General features: G+C 35.3%; 26 protein-coding genes. 23 read left to right on the plus strand and 3 right to left on the minus strand.

Annotated features, from left to right (window positions below; genetic code table 11):
- Positions 1 to 20 precede the first annotated feature (20 nt).
- The 6 genes from BLS22_RS03255 (at position 21) to BLS22_RS03280 (ending at position 6,135) form a co-directional block, all read left to right on the plus strand.
- Positions 21 to 503: a ribonuclease H-like YkuK family protein gene (locus BLS22_RS03255; protein WP_090550254.1), complete on the plus strand. Its 483-nt coding sequence runs from the start codon at positions 21 to 23 to the stop codon at positions 501 to 503.
- A 169-nt stretch (positions 504 to 672) separates the two neighbouring features.
- Complete coding sequence (locus BLS22_RS03260) at positions 673 to 1,191, plus strand: peptidylprolyl isomerase (RefSeq protein ID WP_090550257.1); 519 nt, start codon at positions 673 to 675, stop codon at positions 1,189 to 1,191.
- A 155-nt stretch (positions 1,192 to 1,346) separates the two neighbouring features.
- Positions 1,347 to 1,907, plus strand: a complete 561-nt coding sequence (locus BLS22_RS03265) for a helix-turn-helix domain-containing protein (RefSeq protein ID WP_090550259.1) — start codon at positions 1,347 to 1,349, stop codon at positions 1,905 to 1,907.
- Between the two features lie 121 nt (positions 1,908 to 2,028).
- Positions 2,029 to 2,535 carry a flavodoxin family protein gene (locus BLS22_RS03270; RefSeq protein ID WP_176762032.1) on the plus strand — a complete coding sequence of 169 codons (507 nt, stop codon included), beginning with the start codon at positions 2,029 to 2,031 and terminating at the stop codon, positions 2,533 to 2,535.
- Between the two features lie 25 nt (positions 2,536 to 2,560).
- Positions 2,561 to 3,511 (plus strand): DMT family transporter, encoded by a 951-nt coding sequence (locus BLS22_RS03275; protein WP_090550262.1) that lies wholly within the window; start codon positions 2,561 to 2,563, stop codon positions 3,509 to 3,511.
- 248 nt (positions 3,512 to 3,759) lie between these two features.
- Entirely contained in the window at positions 3,760 to 6,135 is a 2,376-nt protein-coding gene (locus BLS22_RS03280) for a bifunctional diguanylate cyclase/phosphodiesterase (RefSeq protein ID WP_090550265.1), read from the plus strand.
- Positions 6,136 to 6,155: 20 nt separating this feature from the next.
- Here the strand turns inward: BLS22_RS03280 and BLS22_RS03285 are convergent, their stop codons facing one another.
- Positions 6,156 to 7,205, minus strand: a complete 1,050-nt coding sequence (locus BLS22_RS03285; protein WP_090550267.1) for a DUF4236 domain-containing protein — start codon at positions 7,203 to 7,205, stop codon at positions 6,156 to 6,158.
- Positions 7,206 to 7,561: 356 nt separating this feature from the next.
- Between BLS22_RS03285 and BLS22_RS03290 the strand changes: the two genes are divergently transcribed.
- The 4 genes from BLS22_RS03290 (at position 7,562) to BLS22_RS03305 (ending at position 12,891) form a co-directional block, all read left to right on the plus strand.
- Positions 7,562 to 8,737 carry an NAD(P)-dependent malic enzyme gene (locus tag BLS22_RS03290; RefSeq protein WP_090550271.1) on the plus strand — a complete coding sequence of 392 codons (1,176 nt, stop codon included), beginning with the start codon at positions 7,562 to 7,564 and terminating at the stop codon, positions 8,735 to 8,737.
- Positions 8,738 to 8,834: 97 nt separating this feature from the next.
- Entirely contained in the window at positions 8,835 to 10,427 is a 1,593-nt protein-coding gene (locus tag BLS22_RS03295) for a peptide chain release factor 3 (protein ID WP_090550274.1), read from the plus strand.
- Positions 10,428 to 10,716: 289 nt separating this feature from the next.
- On the plus strand, positions 10,717 to 12,030 hold the full coding sequence (locus tag BLS22_RS03300) for a Na+/H+ antiporter family protein (RefSeq protein WP_090550277.1): 1,314 nt from the start codon (positions 10,717 to 10,719) through the stop codon (positions 12,028 to 12,030).
- A gap of 24 nt (positions 12,031 to 12,054) precedes the next feature.
- The gene (locus BLS22_RS03305) at positions 12,055 to 12,891 is read left to right on the plus strand and encodes a histidine racemase CntK family protein (protein ID WP_090550280.1); all 837 of its coding nucleotides are present in this window, start codon (positions 12,055 to 12,057) and stop codon (positions 12,889 to 12,891) included.
- Between the two features lie 30 nt (positions 12,892 to 12,921).
- On the opposite strand, the gene BLS22_RS03310 is transcribed toward BLS22_RS03305, so the two are convergent.
- A complete protein-coding gene (locus tag BLS22_RS03310; protein WP_090550283.1) occupies positions 12,922 to 13,404 on the minus strand; it encodes an HD domain-containing protein in 483 nt (160 codons plus the stop codon).
- A gap of 184 nt (positions 13,405 to 13,588) precedes the next feature.
- Between BLS22_RS03310 and BLS22_RS03315 the strand changes: the two genes are divergently transcribed.
- The 10 genes from BLS22_RS03315 (at position 13,589) to BLS22_RS03360 (ending at position 21,056) form a co-directional block, all read left to right on the plus strand.
- A complete protein-coding gene (locus tag BLS22_RS03315) occupies positions 13,589 to 14,530 on the plus strand; it encodes a phosphoglycerate dehydrogenase (protein ID WP_090550285.1) in 942 nt (313 codons plus the stop codon).
- An 87-nt stretch (positions 14,531 to 14,617) separates the two neighbouring features.
- Positions 14,618 to 14,806: a DUF378 domain-containing protein gene (locus tag BLS22_RS03320; protein ID WP_244269444.1), complete on the plus strand. Its 189-nt coding sequence runs from the start codon at positions 14,618 to 14,620 to the stop codon at positions 14,804 to 14,806.
- 138 nt (positions 14,807 to 14,944) lie between these two features.
- A complete protein-coding gene (locus tag BLS22_RS03325) occupies positions 14,945 to 15,067 on the plus strand; it encodes a biotin/lipoyl-containing protein (RefSeq protein WP_330386469.1) in 123 nt (40 codons plus the stop codon).
- A gap of 52 nt (positions 15,068 to 15,119) precedes the next feature.
- Complete coding sequence (locus BLS22_RS03330) at positions 15,120 to 15,521, plus strand: 4Fe-4S dicluster domain-containing protein (protein WP_090550293.1); 402 nt, start codon at positions 15,120 to 15,122, stop codon at positions 15,519 to 15,521.
- 25 nt (positions 15,522 to 15,546) lie between these two features.
- Positions 15,547 to 17,421, plus strand: coding sequence for an aldehyde ferredoxin oxidoreductase family protein (locus tag BLS22_RS03335; protein ID WP_176762033.1), 1,875 nt, complete (start codon positions 15,547 to 15,549; stop codon positions 17,419 to 17,421).
- A complete protein-coding gene (locus BLS22_RS03340; protein ID WP_090550299.1) occupies positions 17,418 to 17,708 on the plus strand; it encodes a MoaD/ThiS family protein in 291 nt (96 codons plus the stop codon). The genes BLS22_RS03335 and BLS22_RS03340 overlap by 4 nt, the downstream gene beginning before the upstream one ends.
- A 139-nt stretch (positions 17,709 to 17,847) precedes the next feature.
- Positions 17,848 to 18,624 (plus strand): LysM peptidoglycan-binding domain-containing protein, encoded by a 777-nt coding sequence (locus BLS22_RS03345; RefSeq protein ID WP_208974655.1) that lies wholly within the window; start codon positions 17,848 to 17,850, stop codon positions 18,622 to 18,624.
- 394 nt (positions 18,625 to 19,018) lie between these two features.
- Complete coding sequence (locus BLS22_RS03350) at positions 19,019 to 19,408, plus strand: adenine nucleotide alpha hydrolase family protein (protein ID WP_090550301.1); 390 nt, start codon at positions 19,019 to 19,021, stop codon at positions 19,406 to 19,408.
- 127 nt (positions 19,409 to 19,535) lie between these two features.
- Positions 19,536 to 20,498: a tRNA modification radical SAM protein MnmL/YtqA gene (locus BLS22_RS03355; protein WP_090550304.1), complete on the plus strand. Its 963-nt coding sequence runs from the start codon at positions 19,536 to 19,538 to the stop codon at positions 20,496 to 20,498.
- Between the two features lie 135 nt (positions 20,499 to 20,633).
- A complete protein-coding gene (locus BLS22_RS03360; protein WP_090550307.1) occupies positions 20,634 to 21,056 on the plus strand; it encodes an ATP-binding protein in 423 nt (140 codons plus the stop codon).
- 43 nt (positions 21,057 to 21,099) lie between these two features.
- Here the strand turns inward: BLS22_RS03360 and BLS22_RS03365 are convergent, their stop codons facing one another.
- A complete protein-coding gene (locus BLS22_RS03365) occupies positions 21,100 to 21,330 on the minus strand; it encodes a SelT/SelW/SelH family (seleno)protein (protein WP_090550310.1) in 231 nt (76 codons plus the stop codon).
- A gap of 283 nt (positions 21,331 to 21,613) precedes the next feature.
- Here BLS22_RS03365 and gap point away from each other — a divergent pair, with 283 nt between their 5' ends.
- The 3 genes from gap to BLS22_RS03380 all read left to right on the plus strand — a co-directional run bounded on the left by gap (position 21,614) and on the right by BLS22_RS03380 (position 24,383).
- The gene (gap, locus tag BLS22_RS03370; protein WP_090550313.1) at positions 21,614 to 22,627 is read left to right on the plus strand and encodes a type I glyceraldehyde-3-phosphate dehydrogenase; all 1,014 of its coding nucleotides are present in this window, start codon (positions 21,614 to 21,616) and stop codon (positions 22,625 to 22,627) included.
- A 231-nt stretch (positions 22,628 to 22,858) separates the two neighbouring features.
- Positions 22,859 to 23,662, plus strand: a complete 804-nt coding sequence (locus BLS22_RS03375; RefSeq protein WP_090550316.1) for a GTP diphosphokinase — start codon at positions 22,859 to 22,861, stop codon at positions 23,660 to 23,662.
- Between the two features lie 31 nt (positions 23,663 to 23,693).
- The gene (locus BLS22_RS03380; RefSeq protein ID WP_090550318.1) at positions 23,694 to 24,383 is read left to right on the plus strand and encodes a metallophosphoesterase; all 690 of its coding nucleotides are present in this window, start codon (positions 23,694 to 23,696) and stop codon (positions 24,381 to 24,383) included.
- Positions 24,384 to 24,394: the final 11 nt, after the last annotated feature.

The following is a 24,394-nucleotide window of genomic DNA, read 5'->3' on the forward strand; positions in this document are numbered from 1 at the left end:
ATAACTGGGGGGTTATTGTTATGAAAAGTATCACCTATGGAGAGATAAGCTTTGAGCAGGTTTGTGAAAAGATTAAGGAGTATACTATCAAGGATTTAGAATCAGATTATGTTATTTCTGTAGGGACAGACTCACAAAATATAGATGGCTATACCAAAATGGTTTCAGTTATTGCTATTGTCCGAAGAACAAAAGGGGGTATTTTCTTTTATGATATAAAAAGAGTAAAAAAAATAAAAAACCTACGACAAAAAATCTTTAAAGAAACCCAATATAGTATTGATTTAGCATCAAAGGTTATGGAGTTTCTTGATGAAAATCGTATATATGCTGCCCTAGAGGTTCACGTAGATATTGGAATTAATGGTCACACAAAAAAGTTGATCAGGGAAATTGTAGGTTGGGTCATAGGTTCAGGATTTAAATGCTGTATGAAACCTGACTCCTATACCTCCAGTGGTATTGCCGATAGGATTTCCAAAAAGGGAAGTAAGGTATGTTGACATGCTATATTTTTTTTCAGAGTGGGAAAAATATCTTTTATAAATCAAGCAATGTTTCCAAAAAATTTCAAGAGAAACAAAGGAAGAACTAGAAATCCCATAGCCACTATAGTAATATAGTAAAGTAGGTAATTTAAAATATAAATAATGTATAAGGAGGAAAATACATATGAAAAATCCAATCGTTACCTTTGTGATGGAGGATGGCAGTGAAATGAAGGCAGAGCTTTATCCAGAGATTGCTCCCAACACAGTGAATAATTTCATTTCTCTAGTTAAGAAAGGGTTTTATAATGGTGTAATTTTTCATCGGGTTATCCCTGGATTTATGATTCAAGGAGGAGACCCACAGGGAGTAGGTACTGGTGGTCCAGGATATTCCATTAAAGGAGAGTTTTCAGGAAATGGATTCAAAAACTCCTTAAAGCATACAAAGGGTGTGCTTTCTATGGCTAGATCTATGAGCCCTGATTCAGCTGGTTCCCAATTCTTTGTTATGGTGGAAAATGCCCCCCATCTAGACGGGCAGTATGCTGCTTTTGGTAAAGTGATAGAGGGTGTAGATACCGCTGAAAAAATTGTAGCAGTTAAAAGAAATGCTAACGATAAGCCCCTGGAAGATCAAAGAATGAAGGAAGTTACTGTTGAAACCTTTGGAGAGGAATATCCAGAGCCAGAAAAACTATAATACAAAACCTCTTACCTAGTGTGAGGGGTTTTTGTTTTTGTTCAAAATTTTTAAAATTGAAACTTGTTATTATAATTTATAAATGTTAAGATAATAATTGAAGTATATGTTAAATTTTTTAAAAAATAAGAACATAGTTGACTTAAGGGGAAGGAATGATTGCTTTGATAGGTCAAAGAATTAGAGAAATAAGGCACAAAAGAGGAATGACCCTCAATGAATTAGCTTCTCAAATAGATGTTACGGCTAGTTACATATCCCAAGTAGAAAGGGATCTTATAGAACCTTCGCTATCATCTTTAAGAAAAATAGCAGTTGCTTTGGGAGTACCCTTGTTTACTTTTTTACATGATGATTCAATCGACCCCGTAGTGGTAAGGGCAGCTGAAAGAAAACAACTAGCGCTACCAGAAAGCAGTATTATTTATGAGTTTGTCACACCTATGGTGGCTGATCAAAAGGTTCAACCTAAAATGGAGATTATTTATTTTACACTGGCCCCTAAATCTTGGACAAGCGATGAAAATATTACTCATCAAGCAGATGAATGTGTTTTTGTTATTAATGGGGATCTAGAAATTTATTTAGATGACAAAAAATATTGCCTACAGGCAGGGGACAGCGTGTATATTAAAGAAAACATAGGCCACAGATTTTATAACCCAACCGATAAGATTGTGACAGGATTAACCAACATCACACCAGCCATTTATTAGTTTATAAAATAGCCCTTGTATATTTAAATATACAAGGGCATACTTATGACATATTATGATATAATGAAATATATTTTAAAGAGGCTGGGGTATAAATCCCAAACATGGAAGGGAGATAGGAATGATAGAAAAAAAATTAGAATTGAGGAAACTGGTGATATATTATTCCTTTGAAGGAAATACCAAATTTATTGCAGAAAATATTGCTAAAATCACTGATGCTGATTTAGCAGAGCTAAAGCCTAAAAAGGAGTTAACCTCTAAAGGCTTTATGAAGTATATTTGGGGCGGTAGCCAGGTAATGATGAAAAAAAGACCAGAACTTTATCCTTTAGAGAAAAACCCTGAAGATTATGATATAATATTTATTGGCACCCCCGTTTGGGCATGGACCTTTGCTCCACCATTAAGTACTTTCTTTCACAGCAATAGTCTACAAAACAAGAAAATTGCTTTGTTTAGCTGTAATAGAGGACAAAATGGAAAAACCTTTGAAAACATGAAAAAAGAACTGGAAGGAAACGATATTTTAGGAGAGATAGAACTTTTTGATCCCCTACTAAAAGATAAAAATAAAAATCTTCAGAAGATAGAGGAATGGATAAAGGGAATGTTTATCAACCTATAAATTTACATGAGGGATGTGACAACAAGTGCAACAAGTAAATAGATATTTACCTATATTAGCAGGCATAACTGCATCAACTATATTTGGATTTTCCTTTTTGTTTACAAAGGAAGCTTTAGCTGTTATTAGTCCTTTTCATCTACTGGGCTTTCGATTTATTTTTGCCGTGGGCCTATTGGTAGTGCTACAGCTTATGGGAATCATCAAAATAAGCTTTCAAGGAAAGCCCTTAGGAGCATTGTTTCTTTTAGCCTTCTTTCAACCAATATTATATTTTGTGTGTGAAACCTCAGGGATCAACATGACTTCTGCTTCTGAAGCTGGGATGATGATTGCTTTGATACCCGTTGTAGTTACAATTTTGGCCATGATTTTTTTAGGAGAAAAACCAACCAAACTACAGCTATTCTTCATAGGATTATCTGTTGTAGGGGTAATTTTCATTATTGTTATGACAGGGAAGGTCAATTTAGGGGACAATTTAAAAGGGATGTTTGTTTTATTGGGGGCTGTACTAGCAGCAGGAGTATTCAATGTATTATCTAGAAAATCCTCTATATATTTCAAACCAGTAGAAATTACTTATGTGATGATGTGGGTGGGACTAGTTGCTTTTAACACTATAGCCATTGGACAGCATATTGTTATGGGGAATCTAGGTAACTACTTTGAACCCTTAAAACATCCTCAAGCAATAATTTCTATTGTATATTTAGGGGTATTATCCTCCGTGATTGCTTTTCTTATGTTGAACTTTATGCTATCCAAGCTAGAAGCATCAAAATCTGCAGTATTTAGCAATCTGGTGACGGTTGTTTCTATTATAGCTGGAGTTGTTTTTAGAAAAGAACCCTTTTATTGGTTTCATGGAGTAGGTGCTTTGATGATTTTAATTGGGGTGTGGGGTACCAATTATTTTGTGAAGCAGAAAAACCTCTATGAAATACGATTTGAGACTATGCGACGACAATTATAGAGTAAATTTAGAGAAGATATGGGATTGTCTTCTCTTTTTATTTAGTGATATATAAGGGACTGACAGCAAATTAAAATTTGCTGTCAGTCCCTTATATGCTTTTAAAATTAACCTATAAGCAATAAATAAAAAAATTCAGAGTAATAGAAGGAATTGTGTAAAATGATGTCGAAATATGCAAAATATGTAAACTTTGTTTCTTCATCGACAATAAAAATTTATCCTATAGATAAATAAGGGGAGATATTATGTTTAAAAATCCTTTTAGAAGTATTAAACAAAAATTTCTGTTCATATTGATTGTAGGTATTAGCCTTAATATTCTTGTTTTAGTATACACCTGCACCCTAATTACGAAAGATATTATTATCGACATGCTCCACAATAATAATCTTAAACATGTAGAAACCTATGCTCAAGTCGTTGAAAACTGGTTTAAAGAACGCTTCAATGAAATAGATATATATGCCAATACAGACCTAATAAAATCAATGGAAACCCCAAAAATTCAATCCTATCTCCAGAAGGAGATGGAAGAAAAGGCAGATATTTATGCAGATTTATTTGTGATAGAAGCAGATGGTACTTTCCATAGTCATACTGGTATTAATATTGATAACATAGGTTATAGGGACTATTTTTCTAAGGTAATGACTGGTGAAAGGGTGCTATCAAACCCTATAGTATCTACGTCTACAGGAAAGCAAATAGTTGTTGTGGCAGTTCCTATAAAGAATGAGGAAGAAGAAGTACTGGGGGTAATGGGGGGTTCTGTAGATTTAATAAAATTATATAGCTTGATTGAGGGGTTTAAGGGTAATGGTAGTGGAGGCTATTCCTATATCGTAGACAGCAATGGAGTGGTTATTACCCACCCTAATAAAGATTACATTATGAGACGGAACATCTACCTATTATCTAAAAACGCTAGTAGTGAAATTATAGTTGGATCAAAGGAAACTCTGTCTAGGGAAAAGGGTAGAGTCCTTTATACCTATGGGGGTGTAGAAAGTAATGGTTATTATCATGTAATAGATAATACTGAGGGTTGGTGGATTGTTTATAAAGTACCTACCTATGAAGCAGCCAATATTCTGAATAGATTACTTGATTTAGTGGGAGTAGCAACGCTAATCATACTATGTCTAGGGGTTGTACTGAGTTTCTACTTTACCCACAAAAACACAAAGCCTATTATTGAGCTTAAGGAGGTTTTTGACAAAGCCGCTAAGGGTGACTTATCAGTGAGGGCTGAAACAAAGTATGCTGATGAACTGGGGGAAGCAGGAAAGAGCTTTAATATTATGATGGATAAAATAAGCAGCCTTACCTACTATGATGCCATCACCCATTTACCAAATAGAGATTACTTTATAGAGGAGCTGACAAAAGAGCTAGCCCATCGAATAGTAGATGAAAAGAAATTAAGTATTGTATTGATTTCCATCAACAAATTCAAGAGTATCAATGATATGTATGGATTTGATGAAGGGGATGAAGTATTAAAGGAAATGGGGAGAAGAATAAAAACAATAATAGGAGAGGAAAACAAGGTGGCTAGAATCGGTGCCGATGAATTTGCCCTGTTGTTTTATGAAGTACCAGTAAGAAGTAAAATTCTAAAAAAGGTAGAGGAGCTATTAGACAAGATTACACAAGATATTACTTTAGAAGGTCATGAGCTACATATAAGTTGCCGGGCAGGTATTGTATTTTTCCCTCAAGACGGAAAAGACTCCGATACCCTATTTAAGAAGGCAAGTATAGCAAGGCTTCGGGCCAAACAAAAAAGGCAAAATGAATACCAGGTTTATAACGAGGAAGTGAATAAACAATTAACAGAGGAGCTGACGATGGAGAGAAATCTTTATCATGCCATAGAAAATCAAGAACTTTATTTAGAGTTCCAACCTTTTATTCATATAAAAACTGGGGAAATTGTAGAGGCGGAGGCTCTCCTTCGATGGCGGCATCCAAGGAAGGGTATAATACCCCCTGGGAGATTTATTCCGTTGGCGGAAAAAACCGGACTAATTGTTCCTATTGGTAACTGGGTTTTAAGGGAAGCCTGTAGGCAGAATAGGGCTTGGCAGGATCTAGGGTTAAATCCCATTGTTATATCTGTTAATGTATCTGTTATTCAGTTTATGCGGCAGGACTTTATTGAAACAATAAAAAGTATTTTAAATGAAACGAAACTGAATCCCAAATATCTTGCTCTAGAGATTACAGAGGGGGTGGCAATGGAGGAGATAGAAAAAAATATTAAAAAGTTTCATCAGCTGAAAAAATTAGGTGTAAAAATATCTATTGATGATTTTGGCACAGGTTTTTCTTCTCTAAATTACTTTGCTAAATTCCCTATAGATAGTTTAAAAATTGATCGCTCCTTTATACAAAATATTGCCAACAATCAACAGGCAAGGGCTATTGTTTCTACCATTATATCTATGGCACAAGCCTTGGGGGTAGAAAATATTGCAGAAGGAGTAGAAACAGAGGAACAACTAAGCTTTATTAAAAGCATAGGTTGCCATAAGGCTCAGGGCTATTTTTTCAGTAAACCCTTAGCAGCCCAAAACCTTGAAAAGCTACTGATGGAAAACAAAACATACAACCACTAGCGTAGTGGTTGTATGTTTTGTTAAAGACTATCTAAAACCGAAAGTAAATCCTTTCCTTCAGAAATTGCCTGCATGATGGCGGAGATATTTTTAAAGGAAGTATTTACCCCGTAGACCCGCTGGAATCTTTGAAGAGCTAAACTGTTTTTGCCAAGCCTACCATAGGCAATACCTAAATAGTAATGACAGTTAATATAAGGCTCCTCCATTCTTCTTTTTCGACCTATTGCATTTTTAAAGACCTCTATTGCTATCTCATAAAGGTTTTTTCCCATAAAGCAAAGGCCCTTAAAATAATTTTTCCATAGGGAAAAGTCAATTCCTTCTATTTCTTCCTCTGGCAAGGTTTCAATGATGCTGAGGGCGAAATCAAAATCTTTATTTTCGATTGCTAAAGCTATGGCAGTAGCCTTGGGGGGCCAGTAATGGAGACTATCTAAGTTGTGTAGCTCTATCTTTTGAAAATAGTCCTTGTAGACATTATAGGCTTCATCAATCTTGTCCATTTCTAAAAAACATTCCGCTTTAGTGAGATATAAGTCTAAATCGGCATTTGAATGGGAGAAAATATGATCTATTGCTTCAATACATTTATCATATTTTTTTACCCTATAGAAGTTAATGGCATCTCCATAGCTTTTGGCGGCTGCATCGGTTTTTTTCCTCCAAGCACTTTTTCCATAAATACATAATACTCCTAATAAAAGAAAGATTATATTGAAAAAGCTGGCAAAAACAAAGAGAATACCTAAAGCCCCTAGTATAGATTGTAGATGATACTTTTTGCTTCTTAATTTTTTAGGAACCTCTGAACCTAAATAAGAGCTATAACTACTTTTACTTACTACCTGTACGTGAGGTTTTTCGCTGTGCTGCTTAGAACTGGTTAAACGTTGTTCTTTAACGTAGGAAATACCTGTGCCAGGGATAGAGGTACTAGTTCTAATACCCCTAGGACCTACACCAACACGAAACCCTTTGACACCTCCGCTAAGGCCTACACCACTTTTACTGAGGTTTAACCGAACTCCTTTACCAAGATTCATACTTTTTTTAAATCTTAACCCCATAATTTACCTCCTAAGTTAGGTTGTGAAACAACAAATATAATTAATACTTCAAAGGTTTATCCTTCGGGGTAGTGCTTGATCTCCCACTTCTTAAGTGGGAGGTCAAGCACTACATCCTCGAAGTAAATTCAGCTACAATTCAAAGGGCGTAAAAACTTCCTCTGAATATAAGTTTCATTTTATACTTTGTCTTTTGGTATTTTATAAATTGCAATAAATTTTAAAAGGGTATCTATTACTTTATACTTGTCAAAATTCCTGTAAGCGTATATATTTTTATTATATGATGATAAACTAATAAAATCAATGAAGAGAAATGAACTACTATAATTTCAAGAATATGAGGAGATGATGTTATGAGTTTAATAGAAAAAAGTCTAAGGTTCCATGAAGAAAAAAGAGGAAAAATAGAAGTGACCTCTAAAATAACTGTAGAAAACAGAGAAAATTTGAGTCTTGCCTATACTCCGGGAGTGGCGGAGCCCTGCAAAAAAATTTATGAAGATAAAGAGGCCGCCTATACATATACTGCCAAGGGGAATTTAGTTGCAGTAGTTACTGACGGTACAGCAGTATTAGGCTTAGGGGATATAGGTCCTGAGGCTGCCATGCCAGTTATGGAGGGAAAAGCCATCCTTTTTAAGGAATTTGGTGATATAGATGCCTTTCCTATCTCCTTAGCTACAAAGGATGTGGAGGAAATCGTCAAAACCATCAAGATGATTGCACCTACCTTTGGAGGTATTAATTTAGAAGATATTAGTGCTCCTAGGTGCTTTGAAATTGAAAGAAGATTAAAAAAAGAATTAGACATTCCTATATTTCATGACGACCAGCACGGCACTGCTATTGTAGTGGTGGCTGGGGTGATTAATGCTTTAAAGGTAGTAGGCAAGTCAATGGAAGATGTAACAATTGTTATCAACGGAGCTGGTGCAGCTGGAATGGCCATTACAAAAATGCTTATAAATATGAAGCCAAAGGACATTATATTATGTGATAGAGGGGGAATAATCCATAGAAATAATCCTAATAACAATGATTTTAAGGAAGAAATTGCAAAGATAACAAATAAGAAGGAAAAAAGAGGTTCATTAAAGGATGCTATGGTGGGAGCAGATATATTTATTGGAGTATCGGTAGCCGATGTTGTAACGGAGGATATGATAAAGACCATGAATAAGGAAGCCATTGTGTTTGCCCTAGCAAATCCAGTTCCTGAGATCATGCCGGACATAGCTTTAAAGGGGGGAGCAAAGGTAGTAGGCTCTGGCCGATCGGATTTTCCAAATCAAATCAACAACTTACTGGCCTTCCCTGGGATTTTTAGAGGTGCCTTAGATGTGAGGGCTAAGGAAATAAATGAAGAAATGAAGCTAGCAGCTGCTTATGCTATAGCTGATATTATAGGTGAAGAGGAATTAAGACCAGATTATGTGATTCCTGAGGTTTTTGATAAGCGGGTGGTAAAAAGGGTAGCAAAAGCAGTGGGAAGAGCAGCTATAGAAACTGGAACTACCATGGTTAAGTAATGACTATAAGGTGGATTGACAGAGATGGAATAAAAAGATAAAATCAAGTGTATCGATTATTGAAGCACACAATTTATATACAGAAAGAGGAAAAAAAATGCAAAAGGATTTTTTAAAAGAAGTGAGACGAAGAAGAACCTTTGCTATTATATCTCACCCTGATGCTGGAAAAACAACCTTAACGGAAAAATTATTACTCTACGGGGGAGCTATACGTTTGGCGGGCTCTGTTAAATCTAGAAGGGCACAAAAGCATGCTGTTTCCGATTGGATGGAAATCGAAAAGCAAAGGGGTATTTCTGTTACCTCCAGTGTTATGCAATTTGATTATAACAATTATTGTATTAATATACTGGATACCCCAGGACATCAAGACTTTAGTGAAGACACCTATAGAACCCTTATGGCAGCCGATAGTGCTGTTATGGTAATTGACTTTGCCAAAGGGGTAGAGGAGCAAACCAAAAAACTTTTCGAGGTTTGCAAAATGAGGGGAATACCAATCTTCACCTTTATTAACAAGCTAGACAGAGCTGGAAAGGACCCCTTTGAGTTAATGGAGGAAATAGAAAATGTATTAGGTATTCGCTCCTATCCCATGAATTGGCCTATCGGCATCCATGGAAACTTTAAAGGCGTCTATAATAGACAAAAATCTCAAATAGAGGTATTTAATGAGGGCAAACATGGACAAACTGTTGTGGAGTCTGTTGTTGGAGATGTAACCGATAATATATTTAAAGATTTAGTAGGAGAAGATCTACATCAACAACTGATGGAGGAGATAGAGTTATTAGATGTAGCAGGAGATAACTTTGACTTAAACAAGGTTTTAAAGGGAGAGTTAACCCCTGTATTTTTTGGAAGTGCCATGACAAACTTTGGGGTCAGACCCTTCCTAGAAGGATTTTTGGAAATGACCACCCCCCCAATAGCTAGAATGAGCAATAAAGGGGAGATTGACCCGGAAAGCAACAATTTCACAGGCTTTATTTTTAAAATTCAAGCCAACATGAATCCTGCCCACAGAGATAGGATTGCCTTTATCCGAATTTGCTCAGGAAAATTCCAAAAGGGTATGTCGGTAAACCATGTGAGAGTCAATAAAACTGTAAAATTAGCCCAACCTCAGCAATTTTTAGCTCAGGATAGGGCAGTGGTGGAGGAAGCTTATCCAGGAGATATTATCGGGGTCCATGATCCTGGGATATTTAATATAGGAGATACCCTTTGTCAAGATAACTCCAAGGTGGAATATGAGGGAATACCTGCATTTGCGCCTGAACACTTTGCTAAGGTCTATGCTAAGGATTCTATGAAGAGAAAGCAATTTGTTAAAGGAATAGAACAGATATCAGAAGAAGGAGCTATTCAAGTCTTTAAAAGACCCCATGCAGGTGTAGAGGAATTGCTAGTAGGTGTTGTAGGAGTCTTGCAATTTGAAGTGCTACAATATAGGTTGGAAAAGGAATATGGTGTAGATATAAAAATGCAATCCCTACCCTATAGACATGTCCGATGGGTTGAAAAGGAAAACTTCAATTATGATAGGTTTAGTTTAACTATGGACAGTTTAATTGCTGAGGATAAATATGGAAAACCAGTGGTTTTATTTGAAAATCAATGGTCTATACAAAAAGTAGAGGAAAGAAATCCAGGCACTATACTAAAAAGGGTTTCCACTAAATAATAACAATTATGGTTGTAACATCCTTTGAAATTTAATGCAAAGGGTGTTACAATAACTTAAATTGTTTTAATATTTAAAAATATTTAATAAAGATATTCAAGGTTTAAACATTATGTTATAATTATTTCAAACAGTGATAATTTTATAAATAATTATTCCTTCCAAGCACCTGATAGTTATAAAACAAGAAAAAACTTTTTAAAATTTAAATACTTTTAAATTTTATATATTCAAAAAAGGAGGGTAGAGGGAAAAGGTTTTCAAAATACTATGTAAGGGGGAAGAATTTATGTTAACAAATCCAGTAGTATTATCGGTTATTGTAATGATTGTACTTTGTCTTTTTAAATTAAACGTAATACTTTCTTTAATCGTTGCGGCACTTGTAGGTGGGGTTTTAGCAGGTATTCCTCTTGGCGAAACAATGGGACTATTAATTGGCGGTATGGGTGGAAACTCTAGTACGGCATTAAGTTATATTTTATTAGGGGCTTTAGCAGCAGCCCTTCATAAGACAGGGATTGCTGAAGTATTAGCAAAATTAATTGTGAAATGGGTTAAAGGAAAAGGAATTATATTAATTATGGTACTTGCAGTTGTAAGTAGTTTTTCTCAAAATCTAATTCCCGTTCACATTGCATTTATTCCAATTTTAATTCCACCATTGGTGGCAGTAATGAACAGGTTAAAAATCGATAGAAGAGCTGCTGCTTCAGCCATAACCTTTGGTTTAAAAGCTCCTTATGTTGCTTTGCCAATAGGCTATGGATGGATATTCCATGGGATTATTAGCAGTCAAATGAACGAAAACGGTATGGCAATTGCCCAGAGTGATATATGGAAGGCCATGTGGATTCCAGGATTTGCTATGGTAATTGGTTTAATTGTTGCGGTGTTTATCACCTACAGAAAACCAAGAGAATATCAAGAATTAGAGGTAGCTCATGAAGAAGCTTCAGCAGCAGCTACTGAAGAAGTAAAAATGACAGGTAAACATTGGGTAGCTTTAGTTGGTGCCCTATCTGCCCTAGCAGTTCAAGTATCACCATTAGGATCTCTGCACATAGGAGCTATTCTTGGTCTTACCATCATGCTGGTGGGAGGAGCTATTAAATGGCAAGATATTGATGATATGATAAACAGTGGTATCGGAATGATGGGTTTTATTGCTTTTGTTATGCTGGTTGCTGCAGGATACGGTGCTGTTATCCGTGAAACCGGGGGGGTAGAAACCCTTGTAGCAGCTGTTTCTAGCATGATGGGAGGTAGTAAACTTATAGCAGCTACTGTAATGATTTTGCTAGGCCTTGTTATTACAATGGGAATTGGGACTTCCTTTGGAACAATTCCGATTATTGCAGCCATCTATGTTCCATTAGCGGCTTCTATGGGCTTCAGTCCATTGGCAACAGCATTATTAGTGGGTACTGCTGCAGCTCTGGGGGATGCAGGTTCACCAGCCTCAGATAGTACATTAGGACCAACAGCTGGATTAAATATAGATGGACAACACGACCATATTTGGGATACTTGTGTACCAACATTCCTACACTATAATATACCACTAGTTATTCTAGGTGTAATTGGAGCTATGCTATTATAAAAATTATATAAGGGAGGGATTGAGATGAAACTGAATTTTATGAAGGTAAATCCTACTGAAAATATGACGGTTTTTATTACCGATCCCCTTCCCCGAAAATCATATAGACATATTGCAAAGGACATCATGAACTATAACAGACTTCATGGAGAACAGGTGGGTTTTATTGAAAAACCTACCTGTAACTATAGTCAAGCAGTTATAAGACTACATATGATGGGAGACGAATTCTGTGCCAATGCTACTAGAGGATTAGCTGCCGCCTTAGTATACAAACAGTATCCCAACATTGAGAAGACAGGAGAAAAGTTCATTGTTCCATTGGAGGTTTCGGGGGCAGAGGAATTGATTTATTGTGAGGTAGAGGCTATGGAAAAAAAGGAGAAATTTATTTCTACAGCAACTATTCCTTTGCATAAAAATTTGGAGATGTTTTCTGTGGACTTTGAGGACAAGACCTATGACGGTACCCTAGTGACCTTTCACGGCATTATTCATTTTATTGTAAATAGCGATGGACTAGAGAACAAGGAAGCTTTTTTTAAAGTGGTTAAAAATCAGTTGAAGGATTTAGACTTTGAAGCTTTAGGGATAATGTTTTATGATGAAGCTAATTCCTATATGGAACCCCTTGTTTATGTAAAGGCAACCGATAGTCTTTTTTGGGAAAGGGGATGTGGATCAGGGACGGCGGCTGTAGGTGTAGCCCTTTCCACTAGGCTTAATAAGGCAATAGATATCGCTGTCAAACAACCGGGTGGTGACCTCCAAGTCAGCACAACATGGCAGGATAATAAAATCACAAATATTTCCCTTTCCGGTCCCGTGGAAATTGCTGCTGAAGGAAGTGTATATATCTAAAAAAACAAAGAGGGTAACCTCTTTGTTTTTTTAATACTTATCATCATAGCACTGAAGGATTGTCATTTCCTTTATACTATTGTCATTTTTTTTATGATGATTTCTAACTAAAAACAGCACTTTTTCCGATAGGGGAAGGTTATTAAGAAGCCTATAGCCTAGTTCAGCATGATAATTTTTAAAGTACATAGCCTTCTTTAAAAAAGAAGGTAGGACTTGGTGAGGTAGTTTGAGGGCTTGGGCTAAGACAACAAAAGATTTGTTCATTAAAGTTAAGTTGCTACCTATTTTACCAATATCATGGAGAAGAGCAGCTTGAATTAATTCTCTATCATGGGGAACCTTTTCTTGACAACCATAGGCAACATTTAAACTATGCCTTTGTTCACTCTTCCTCAGCTGAGAAAATAGCTCCTTCTCCTCAGGACTTAAATAAATTTCTATGAAATCCAAATCCCTCTCATGGATTTTAGCTGTAAGACCCTGAAAAAATTGTTTTCCTCTATAAAACATTTTTGCACTCCTTTATCATTTGATTCAATCTATATATGTTATTTTACGACAAAAAGTCAAAAATTAAAATAATAAATTATTATTCTGTGGTATGAACTGAAAAAGTGAGGGTTCTTCTTTTAGAAGGACTTTTAACTTTCATGTAGTATAATGTAAAATATTAAGAAATCAAAGGAGGGATAGGATGAAGGCATTATTTACATATAACTATGGTGAAGAAAAAATGAATGCTATAGAAAAACTAGGCTATGAAATTATGGTCATCAATGAAAAAGATATTGCTTATACAGAGGATATGAAGGATGTGGAGGTATTGATATGCTATGATCCCTTTTTTACTTTAGACATCGGAAGGATGGAAAATCTAAAATGGATTCAGCTTTCCAGCACTGGCATTGACCAAGTACCTAAGGAAATCGTGAAGGAAAACAATATTACTTTAACCAACAACAGAGGAGGCTACAGTATTCCTATAGGGGAGTGGATTGTATTAAAAATTTTAGAAATTTTTAAAAGTTCCTATAAACTATATCAACAGCAAAAACAAAGGCAATGGAAGATAGATACAAGTCTCCTTGAACTCTATCGAAAGAAAATAGGTTTTATTGGGACGGGAAGTATAGCTACAGAAGCTGCTAAAAGACTTCAGGGATTTGAAGCCCATAGTATTGGCGTCAATACAAGGGGTGAAAAACTGAAATATTTTGATAAGTGTTATCCTATTGAACAGCTGGATGAAGTGTTAAAGGTTAGTGATGTTGTGGTGCTGACAATTCCCTATACCGACAAAACCCACCACTTAATTAACAAAGAAAAGCTACAAATGATGAAGAAGAATGCTGTTTTTATTAATATATCCAGAGGTAGTATTGTAGATGAAGAAGCATTGATTCAACATTTACAGGAAGGAAATTTTAAGGGAGCTGCTTTGGATGTATTCGAAGTGGAACCGTTATTAAAGGATAGTCCTCTATGGGATATGGACAATGTCATCATAACTCCCCATAATTCATGGATATCTGAAATGAAAAATGAGAGGATATTTAGAATCATATATGAAAATATGAAAAGATATATAGAAAATCAACCCCTGGTGAATCAGGTGGATATTGAAAAGGGGTATTAGTAGGATTATGGTATAACAAAGGATCTATCCTCATATACATGAACTAAGAGGACAGTTAGGGTTATGTATAAAGGGAGGGAGACTATTTTGTTAACCTGGATTGCTTTAATACTTATCATTATTGGGGCTTTAAACTGGGGTCTATATGGGTTGTTTGGAGTGGATTTAGTGGCAAAGCTATTTGGGGGGCCACGATCCTTAGTCAGTAGAATAATTTACACTTTGATAGGCATCTCAGGACTTTACACAATTATTATGTTAATATTGAGAAGATAGTAAAAAACAGCGAACCTGAAAGGTCGCTGTTTTTTTGCTCTTTTTGTAGCAATCAATCATAAGGCTTGGGCCTTAGTCATATAAATTAATAAATCCCTTAAGCTAGTCCAGTTTAGATGTAGGTGAAGGTAGGGAAATATAGTCTTAATACTGGAAACAATCAAAATGGGAAACGACATTACACCACCTATTAGTGGCACCATAAAATCTCTTGAAGTAAAAATAGGAGATAAGGTTAGAGGAAGTACTGGCAGTTATTGAATAAGGCTTGGGGTTATTTAAGTTAAGGAAAAAAGGAAAGGGGGAAGAATATATGGCAACAAAAATGGTTGGTATAAAAGAAAAATGTGTAGGGTGCAGGATTTGTGAGTTGGCTTGCTCCATAAATTTAGAGGGAGTTTTTAATCCTAAGCTTTCTAAGATCCAGATTGAACGAGGTAAAGGAGCATTGGATTTACCCCATGTCTGTTATCAGTGTGAGAAGGCAGCCTGTAGTCAAGTCTGCCCTGTAGATGCTATTGAGATGGAGGAAGATACAGGGATATGGAGGCTAGATAAGGAAGCCTGCATAGGGTGTGGCACTTGCATAGATGCTTGTCCCTATGGTGCTATATTTATGGAGCCAAATAATCGGTATGCAATAAAATGTGAAATTTGTGAAGATTTGCATTGTAAAGAAAGCTGTCCAAATGGTGCATTGGAATTGCAAAAATAAAAAACAATTTATAGGAGGGGTGTTGATGAAGATGTTAGGAGGCTATGCAGGTAAATATTTAGATGTTGATCTTACAAAGGGTGAGATTCATGTTAAACCATTAAAACAAGAAATGGTGGAAAATTATATAGGTGGTGGAGGATTTATTGCCAAAATATTATGGGATGAATTAGAGGTAGATACGGAACCATTAAGTCCTGAAAATGTTTTGATTCTTATGACTGGTCCCATGACAGGTACAATGGCCCCCACTGGAAATAGCTGGTACGTTGGATTTAAATCCCCTACAACAGGTATTTATGGTGAAGGTCGGGGTGGAGGTTACTGGGGTCCTGAGTTGAAATATGCAGGGTATGACTATATCGTTATTAGAGGACAATCTAAAAAACCAGTTTACATTTCTATTGAAAATGATAGGATTCAACTATTAGATGCAGAAAGAATATGGGGCAAAGACTTTTTTGAAACAACCAGGATACTAGAAGAGAAGCATAAAGGAGCAAAAGTACTAGGAATTGGCCCAGCCGGTGAAAATTTAGTAAAATCTGCATGTGTTATGAGTGATTTATATAGGGCTGGGGGTCGTGGTGGCGCTGGAGCTGTAATGGGATCTAAAAACCTTAAGGCTATAGCAGTTTATGGTTCGGGCAGTGTTCATGTAGCCAACAAGGAATTATTTCAGGATATTCTTAAAGAAGTTAACGAAGCTATTTACACCCATCCTGCTACCAATCATTTATTACCTGATTATGGTACTGCATCTCTAGTAAACGGCATGAACGCCTTTGGTGCTTTGCCTACTAGAAACTTTCAATCCGGTGTTTTTGAAGGGGCCGAAAAAATCAGTGGTGAAAAAATGTCAGAAACGATTTTAGCAAAAACCCGTAGCTGTTTTGCTTGTAACATTAAATGTACACGATATACGATTGTAGAAGAGGGAGAGTATGCAGGAGTAGAAAGTGAAGGTCCTGAGTATGAAACTGTAGATGCATTTGGAGCTAGGTGTGGAGTAGATAATTTGGAAGCAATAGCCATGGCCAATATGAATGCAAATCGATTAGGTTTAGATACCATTTCAGCAGGAACCCTTATTTCCTTTGCTATGGAGCTTTATGAAGAAGGGATTCTTACGAAGGAGGATTGTAATCAACTGGAGTTAACCTTTGGAAACCATAGGGCTATGAATCAGCTGTTGGAGGATATAGCCTATAGGAAAGGTCTTGGGGACATATTAGCAGAAGGTGTAAGGGATGCAGCAGCTAAAATCGGTAAGGGGGCTGAAAAGTATGCTATGCATGTGAAGGGCTTAGAGTTAACTGCAACAGAACTTAGGGCTGCTCAGGACTCTGGATTAGGTCATGCTATCGCCAATAGAGGGGGAGACCATCTAAGACCTTGGTCACCGGCCTTTACATTATTTAACTTTGGTAATGAGGAAATGGAGCTTTCAGGGGTGGCAGATCCAATTGTACCGGATGAAAAGGCTGAAGTAGTGGATAAGATGGCAAAAACAGCTATATTTACAGATTTAAATGGAATGTGTAAGTTTACTGTACTATGTAATACTTTATCTCCTAGGCAGTTGGCTGCACTGCATACTTCTATAACCGGTATTGTTCTGTCGTCAGAGGATTTATCAACTACAGTGGATAGGGTACTGAACCTACAGAGAATATTAAATATTAAAAAATTTAATATGTCATCAAAGGAGGATACTTTACCTGAAAGATTTTTAAAGGAGCCAGCACCTAATGGCCCAGCCCAAGGAAAGGTTGTAGTGCTAGACAAGATGCTAAAGGAATATTACCAATTGGTAGGCTGGGATGAAAAAGGTATTCCAAAGGAAGAAACCCTCAAAGAGCTTGGATTGGATTTTCTAATAGGCAGTGAAGAAAAATGATGCAAGTTACTGTAAAGGTAATGGGAGATCTTATAAAAATTGTAGGCTATAGTAGCTTTACGGTAGAGCTACAAAAGGATGCTACCATTAAAGGCCTCTTAGAGGAACTGTTTATTTTGCATGGAGAAGACTTTAAAAAAGAAGTAATGGATAAGGAAGGGAGGGATTTGGCTCCCTACTACAAAGTTCTTGTCAATGGAAGAAATGCTAAATTATTAGGACATTTTGAGACGGTTTTAGAAAATGGCCAAACAATCCATATTATGCCACCAATAGCTGGGGGATAAAACCCATATATAAATGCTATCTTCAGAGGTTTTTGAAGGTGGCATTTATGGTTTAATCTACTATTTTATGACAGGAGAGTTTAACCAAAAAACATTCATGACATATAATGATAAGGAGACAATTGAGAGGAGGTTAATAATGCATCCTAATTATATGTCACCTATGATGAATCCACAGGTCCCTGAACCCCCACCTTGTCCAGATGGAACCATATATACCATCAGACCGGGAGATACAATGTTTCGAATAGCCAATCGATATGATATAAGTTTAACACAATTGATTGCAGCAAATCCACAAATTACAAATCCAAATATTATTTTTGTAGGACAAAGAATTTGCATACCTAAAGTGGTAACCCCACTGCCACCTCCAGAAGAATTTTGTCCAGATGGAATTTTGTATACGGTACAACGTGGTGATACAATGTTTAATATCGCAAGAAGGTATGGCTTGACACTGCAGCAGTTAATAAGAGCTAATCCCCAAATCCCAGATCCAAATGTACTAGAAATAGGACAAAAAATATGTATACCAGTAACAGGTGTTCCCTTACCGGAGGGTATTTGCAAGATAGATTTAAAACCTGAACGCACTGGAATACTGGGGGCTACAGCTTTTATAAACATTCCAGACCCTACTGTATGGATAAGTACCTTTGGTTTGCCTGATCCTGCTACAATAGATACTAAATACAAATGCTATTATGCTTGGGTGGTAGATAGGGATACTGAAAAATACTGTAGGGTAGATTTAAAGGACTCAGGAGTACCAGATATTATGGTAGGATATAGAAAAACAACAGGTAGCTTTGTAGGTTATGATGAAATTATTGTTACAGCAGAAGCAGTTGTATCAATATCTAAGCCTGAGGGACCAGTTTTACTAAGAGGAAGCTTAGCACCTTGCAGATAAATATAAAATCCTGTAATCTAGTAATAGGTTACAGGATTTTATATGTAAAAAACTTAAATTCATTTTAGGTGATATTTATAGTATAATATAGTAGAACAGATTTTTGTGTTCATCTACAAATTTATATGAAATGATATTTAACTCATAAGTAGATGACCAAAATCTTTGATTTTGTGTTAGTCACTTATAAACAGTGAAAGTTTGAACTTTAATTTTGTAACAGGCACTTAGTTTGTCTATTTAAAGGGAGTTTTGCCCTGATTAAATTTTAGCTGAAGTTACTCTATGTAGTGCTTAATATGTCTTTTACTAGAAGTGGCAGGCTAAAAACAATACACCCAAGGATAAAAAACAAAAAGGATGATATATAAACATAATAGAAAGGGGTGCAGATATGATAGAAAAAGAAAATACAATGATCTGTGTAACCCAACAAAAAACCTGTGAAAGATTGATAAAAGTAGGAACAAAAATCCAAGAAAAACAAGGCGGGGGATTATATGTTGTCCATGTTGCTCCAGTAGGATGGAATATACTAGGCAATTCAAAAGAGGGAGAAGCACTGGACTACTTATTTGATATCTCAAAAAGGGTTGGGGCAGATATGACAGTTCTACGCTCTACAGAAGTGGTGAAAACTATACTGGACTTCTGTCAAAAACATAATATTAAAACCATTGTTTTAGGAGAATCTAAAGAAAAAACCAGTGACAACAATATCATTATGAAGTTAAGTAAAAAGGTATGTGAAGATGTGGATATAAAAATTATACCTACTGACTAATCATTTCTGTAGGGATTTCTAATAAGGAAATCCCTATTTCCATGGATTTTTGCTGTTTTTTAGGAAATGTATAACTTCAACAATCTATGGAAACAAAGATAATAAAACGAAAGAACGGGGTATATACATGAAACAAGAAGGATTTCTATATAAAACATATTCCCAATATCTTCGGGAGAAATATGGAGAAAAAGTATATAAACTTCCAGTAAATTTGCCATTAACTTGTCCTAATAGAGATGGAAGGTTAGGGAGGGGAGGGTGTAGTTTTTGTGCAGAAGTAGGGACTGGATTTGAAAACCTGCCGAATTATTATGGGGTTAGACAACAATTGGAAGAAAATATGAGTCATATTAGAAAAAAATATAAGGCACAAAAATTTATAGCTTACTTTCAGAACTTTACTAATACTTATTTACCTCTAGAGGATTTTAAAAAACATATACAGGAGGCTTTACTTGAAGATATCGTTGAAATTGCTATTTCTACTAGACCTGATTGTATTTCAGATGCCTATCTAGCATTTTTGAAGGAAATAAAAGAAAAAGAAGATATAGAAATATCTATAGAATTGGGCCTGCAAACAGTAAATTATCATACTTTAAACAAGATAAATAGGGGACATAGCTTAGCAGAATTTATAGATGCTGTTTTGCTTATAAAAAAATATGATTTTGAAATTTGCAGTCATTTAATCTTAAACCTACCTTGGGACAATAAAGAAGATGTTATAGAAAATGCTAAAATTATGTCAGCCCTCAAGGTAAATCAGATAAAATTGCATGCCCTATATTTAGTCAAGGGAACGATTATGGGTGAAATGTATGAAAGGGGAGAGTTTCAAATTATTTCTGCAGAAGAATATAAGGATAGGGTTATTACCTTTTTAGAACACCTTGATCCCAATATTGTTGTACAACGATTGATAGGAAGAGCACCTGAAGAGAACAGCATATTTGTAAACTGGAATATGAGCTGGTGGAAAATAAGAGATGAGATACATGAAAAAATGGAGAAAAACAACAACTACCAAGGTAAAAAGGCCAATTATTTAGGTGGAAAAGCTTTAAGCTGTAGTCAATTTAAATAGATGAATTGACTACAGCTTAAATAAAATAAAAAATTTAAAATAATTTGTCGAATCATGCAGGAAAATTTCTGAATTTATAGAATATTACATATGAGTTAAAATTTATAAATGAATTAAAGTAAGGAGGACATTGAAATGATAAAATTAATCGTAGGAAAAAAGGGAAGCGGTAAAACGAAGACTTTGATTCATGATGCAAATGAAGCTGTTAAAAAAGCAAAGGGTAATATTGTATTTGTAGATGTAGATAGCAGTCACATGTTTCAAATAGATTATAAAATAAGGTTTATCTCTTTAAAGGATTATCAAATCACAAACGAAGATATTTTCTATGGTTATATCTGTGGCATAACAGCATCGAATTATGATATTGAAAGTATTTATGTAGATGATCTATTAAAAGCCACAGAAAAATCTTTAGAAGAGCTGGAGGATTTCTTTAAAAAACTAGATATGCTAGAGATAAAATATAATGTAAACTTTATTTTTACCATTAGTAGTGATGTAGAAGAAATTCCAGACTATCTAAAAAAATATATGCTAGAGGTTTTATATTAAAATTCTAAAATTTTAAAAACAAATATAGAGCAGCTTTGCTGCTCTATATTTGTGGGTCTACTTCATCAAAGGTTGGAAAACGACCTTCTTGTTTTTTGGAGAAGATTAATTGTTGATTTGAGGTTATCTCAAACACTCCTCCAGAAGATGGGATAAGATTAAGGGACACTATCTCATTTTTATATTTACTCAATATGTTTTGAGCCATATCCAAGGCTCTAGGTAGATAGCCTCATCCTGTACAATACTCAATAGATACTTTTCGATTAGCCATTTTTCAAAATACCTCCTTCAAACTATTCCAACTATTTTAATTTTCTATTTAATTGTTATTACAAATAGAAATTATTTATTATATTACCCTTAAACAAAAAATCTAAACAAAATAAAGATTCTATATTACAATAGGGTTTAAAGCTTTTGACTTAAGGAGATTATAAAAATAGAACAATTGATTTTAAAAGGATAAAAATGTATTTGCTATATTAAATAGTTGGATATATAATGATTAGTGTGTCACATTATATATTAGTATAACATACATAAGGAGGATATTTATGAAAACCAAAATAGGTATAAATGGGTTTGGACGAATTGGAAAGGGTGTATTAAAGGCTTCTTTAGAACTCAATGGAGATGTAGAGGTTGTAGCTATTAATAGTACCAGTGGACCAGCAAAACATGCTCATATTTATAAATATGATTCCATCTATGGAAGGGTAAAGGAAGAGGTAAAAGCAACGGAAGATGCTTTACACATAGGAGATAAGAAAATTCAATTCACTGCCTATAGGGATCCTGCAGAAATACCCTGGGGAGAAATGGGGGTAGAAATTGTTATTGAAGCTACTGGAATCTTCTTAACAAAAGAAGCTGCCTCTAAGCATTTTGAAGGTGGAGCAAAGAAGGTTATTATATCCGCTCCTGCTAAGTCGGGGGAGGACTTAACCGTTGTTATGGGAGTAAATGAAAAGGATTATGATCCTGCTAACCATCACATATTATCCAATGCATCCTGTACCACCAACTGTTTAGCTCCTGTAGCCAAAGTATTGGAGGACAATTTTGGTATAGAAACTGGAATGATGACCACTGTACATGCCTATACCAACGATCAAAGAATATTAGATTTACCCCATAGTGATTTAAGAAGAGCAAGGGCTGCTGCAGAATCTATTATACCAACCACTACTGGTGCTGCAAAGGCGGTGTCAAAGGTTATCCCTTCTTTAGAAGGAAAGTTAAACGGTATGGCAATGAGGGTTCCTATTCCAGTTGTATCTGTAGTGGATTTAGTAGCGGAATTAAAAACAGATACAACAGCTGAAGAAGTGAATGAGAAGTTAAAACAGGCAGCTGAAGGCCCTATGAAGGGAATACTAGGATATTCTGAGGAGCCATTAGTGTCTATAGATTATAAACAAGACGATAGATCCTCCATTGTCGATGCCTTGTCTACCATGATGGTAGGTAAAAAGATGGTAAAAATAGTAGCTTGGTATGATAATGAATGGGGATATTCTAACAGAATTGTAGATTTAGCTAACTATATTGCTAAAAAAGGATTATAGAGGTAAATAAAACTGCTGTAGAGTAAATCTACAGTAGTTTTGTCGTTTCTCCAACCCATAAAGTATAAACACTAAAATCAAGGAAAAAAATACACTATTAGTATTGAGATAATTGAAGGGTTTTTGTATTTAACAATTAAAAAAATAGTAAAATAATGATATAATGGAGAAGGCAAATTTATGTTTTAATGGTTAGCAAGTGTTTCCATTAAGATAGCGGGGTGATAGGTTATGGATAATATACAGTGGAAAAAGTTTTTAATTCCCTATGAAAATGCTGTAGAGGAGTTAAAGGTAAAATTTAAAAGCATACGAAACGAGCTTCGTACCATCGGTGAATATTCTCCTATTGAATTTGTTACTGGAAGAGTAAAAAAGGTATCCAGTATTTTAGAAAAGGCTAAGAAATTGGATGTAAGCCCTGAAGAAATTCCTGATAAGATAGAGGATATTGCCGGGATAAGAATTATGTGTCAATTTGTTGAGGATATTTATACTGTTGTAGATTACATAAGAGATAGAAATGGGGAAGACTTAGAAATTGTTCTTGAGAAGGATTATATAACCAATTTTAAGGATAGTGGCTATAGAAGTTATCATGTAGTAATTAAATATCCTATCCATACTGCACTAGGCCCCAAAAAAATTCTAGCTGAGATACAAATTAGAACGTTAGCTATGAATTTTTGGGCAATTATCGAACACTCTTTAAAGTATAAATACAAACAGTTGATTCCTCCTCACATCGAAGATCGGCTTAAAAAAGCTTCTGATGCTGCTTTTAAACTAGATCAAGAAATGTCAGAAATTCGCCATGAAATTAGACAGGCACAAAAAGTCTTTGAAGTAAGGTCTAACATTGTATCCAGTATATTACAGAATATACAATCCCTCTATATAACAGGCAAGGTCAAAGAAGCCAATGAATTTCAAGAGCGATTCAATAGACTGTGGGAAAAAGGTGACACAATAGAACTAAAGATATTAGATAAAGAAATTAGCAACCTAACCCAAAAACAACAGCAATACGACTAATCATAATGAATAGCTAAAGATAGGTGATAAAATGGCTCTATACGCAATAGGAGATTTACATTTAAGTAATGATGTAGATAAACCTATGGATGTATTTGGTGAACACTGGACAATGCATGCCATGAAAATTAAAGAAAATTGGCTTCGAAAAGTAAAGTCAGATGATACTGTGCTTATTCCTGGAGACATTTCCTGGGGAATGAATATGGAAGAAGCAACGAAGGATTTACAATGGATTGAAGCACTTCCAGGTAAGAAAATTTTGTTAAAGGGTAACCATGATTATTGGTGGGGATCTATTTCAAGATTGAATAATAGTTTTAATAATATGGAGTTTCTACAGAACAACTTTTTTACCTATGAAGATTACGCCATATGTGGTACTAGAGGATGGATATGTCCCAATCCCTATAGGTTCACTAAACAGGATGAAAAAATTTATCATCGGGAAATCCATCGATTAAGACTTTCTTTAGATGCTGCGAAACTGAAGGGCTACAATAAAATTATAGGGATGCTTCATTATCCTCCTACAAATGATCTTCAACAAACCTCCTTGTTTACTGAGGCGTTTGAGGCATATAATGTAGATACAGTTATATACGGCCACCTCCATGGAGAAGAGTCCTATGAAGGAGGACTTCAAGGAGTACATCAAGGTATCAGCTATCATTTGGTTTCCTGTGATTATTTAGATTTTAATCTATTTAGAATACGATGAAAAAATAAAAG

This window comes from Natronincola ferrireducens (assembly GCF_900100845.1).
GTDB lineage: Bacteria > Bacillota > Clostridia > Peptostreptococcales > Natronincolaceae > Natronincola_B > Natronincola_B ferrireducens.

What these genes read in the sequence shown, in the direction of transcription:
- BLS22_RS03255 (WP_090550254.1), top strand. Translation starts at nt 21, where the DNA reads ATGAAAAGTATCACCTATGGAGAGATAAGCTTTGAGCAGGTTTGTGAA.
- BLS22_RS03260 (WP_090550257.1), top strand. Translation starts at nt 673, where the DNA reads ATGAAAAATCCAATCGTTACCTTTGTGATGGAGGATGGCAGTGAAATG.
- BLS22_RS03265 (WP_090550259.1), top strand. Translation starts at nt 1,347, where the DNA reads ATGATTGCTTTGATAGGTCAAAGAATTAGAGAAATAAGGCACAAAAGA.
- BLS22_RS03270 (WP_176762032.1), top strand. Translation starts at nt 2,029, where the DNA reads ATGATAGAAAAAAAATTAGAATTGAGGAAACTGGTGATATATTATTCC.
- BLS22_RS03280 (WP_090550265.1), top strand. Translation starts at nt 3,760, where the DNA reads ATGTTTAAAAATCCTTTTAGAAGTATTAAACAAAAATTTCTGTTCATA.
- BLS22_RS03285 (WP_090550267.1), bottom strand. Translation starts at nt 7,205, where the DNA reads ATGGGGTTAAGATTTAAAAAAAGTATGAATCTTGGTAAAGGAGTTCGG.
- BLS22_RS03290 (WP_090550271.1), top strand. Translation starts at nt 7,562, where the DNA reads ATGAGTTTAATAGAAAAAAGTCTAAGGTTCCATGAAGAAAAAAGAGGA.
- BLS22_RS03295 (WP_090550274.1), top strand. Translation starts at nt 8,835, where the DNA reads ATGCAAAAGGATTTTTTAAAAGAAGTGAGACGAAGAAGAACCTTTGCT.
- BLS22_RS03300 (WP_090550277.1), top strand. Translation starts at nt 10,717, where the DNA reads ATGTTAACAAATCCAGTAGTATTATCGGTTATTGTAATGATTGTACTT.
- BLS22_RS03305 (WP_090550280.1), top strand. Translation starts at nt 12,055, where the DNA reads ATGAAACTGAATTTTATGAAGGTAAATCCTACTGAAAATATGACGGTT.
- BLS22_RS03310 (WP_090550283.1), bottom strand. Translation starts at nt 13,404, where the DNA reads ATGTTTTATAGAGGAAAACAATTTTTTCAGGGTCTTACAGCTAAAATC.
- BLS22_RS03315 (WP_090550285.1), top strand. Translation starts at nt 13,589, where the DNA reads ATGAAGGCATTATTTACATATAACTATGGTGAAGAAAAAATGAATGCT.
- BLS22_RS03330 (WP_090550293.1), top strand. Translation starts at nt 15,120, where the DNA reads ATGGCAACAAAAATGGTTGGTATAAAAGAAAAATGTGTAGGGTGCAGG.
- BLS22_RS03335 (WP_176762033.1), top strand. Translation starts at nt 15,547, where the DNA reads ATGAAGATGTTAGGAGGCTATGCAGGTAAATATTTAGATGTTGATCTT.
- BLS22_RS03340 (WP_090550299.1), top strand. Translation starts at nt 17,418, where the DNA reads ATGATGCAAGTTACTGTAAAGGTAATGGGAGATCTTATAAAAATTGTA.
- BLS22_RS03345 (WP_208974655.1), top strand. Translation starts at nt 17,848, where the DNA reads ATGCATCCTAATTATATGTCACCTATGATGAATCCACAGGTCCCTGAA.
- BLS22_RS03350 (WP_090550301.1), top strand. Translation starts at nt 19,019, where the DNA reads ATGATAGAAAAAGAAAATACAATGATCTGTGTAACCCAACAAAAAACC.
- BLS22_RS03355 (WP_090550304.1), top strand. Translation starts at nt 19,536, where the DNA reads ATGAAACAAGAAGGATTTCTATATAAAACATATTCCCAATATCTTCGG.
- BLS22_RS03360 (WP_090550307.1), top strand. Translation starts at nt 20,634, where the DNA reads ATGATAAAATTAATCGTAGGAAAAAAGGGAAGCGGTAAAACGAAGACT.
- gap (WP_090550313.1), top strand. Translation starts at nt 21,614, where the DNA reads ATGAAAACCAAAATAGGTATAAATGGGTTTGGACGAATTGGAAAGGGT.
- BLS22_RS03375 (WP_090550316.1), top strand. Translation starts at nt 22,859, where the DNA reads ATGGATAATATACAGTGGAAAAAGTTTTTAATTCCCTATGAAAATGCT.
- BLS22_RS03380 (WP_090550318.1), top strand. Translation starts at nt 23,694, where the DNA reads ATGGCTCTATACGCAATAGGAGATTTACATTTAAGTAATGATGTAGAT.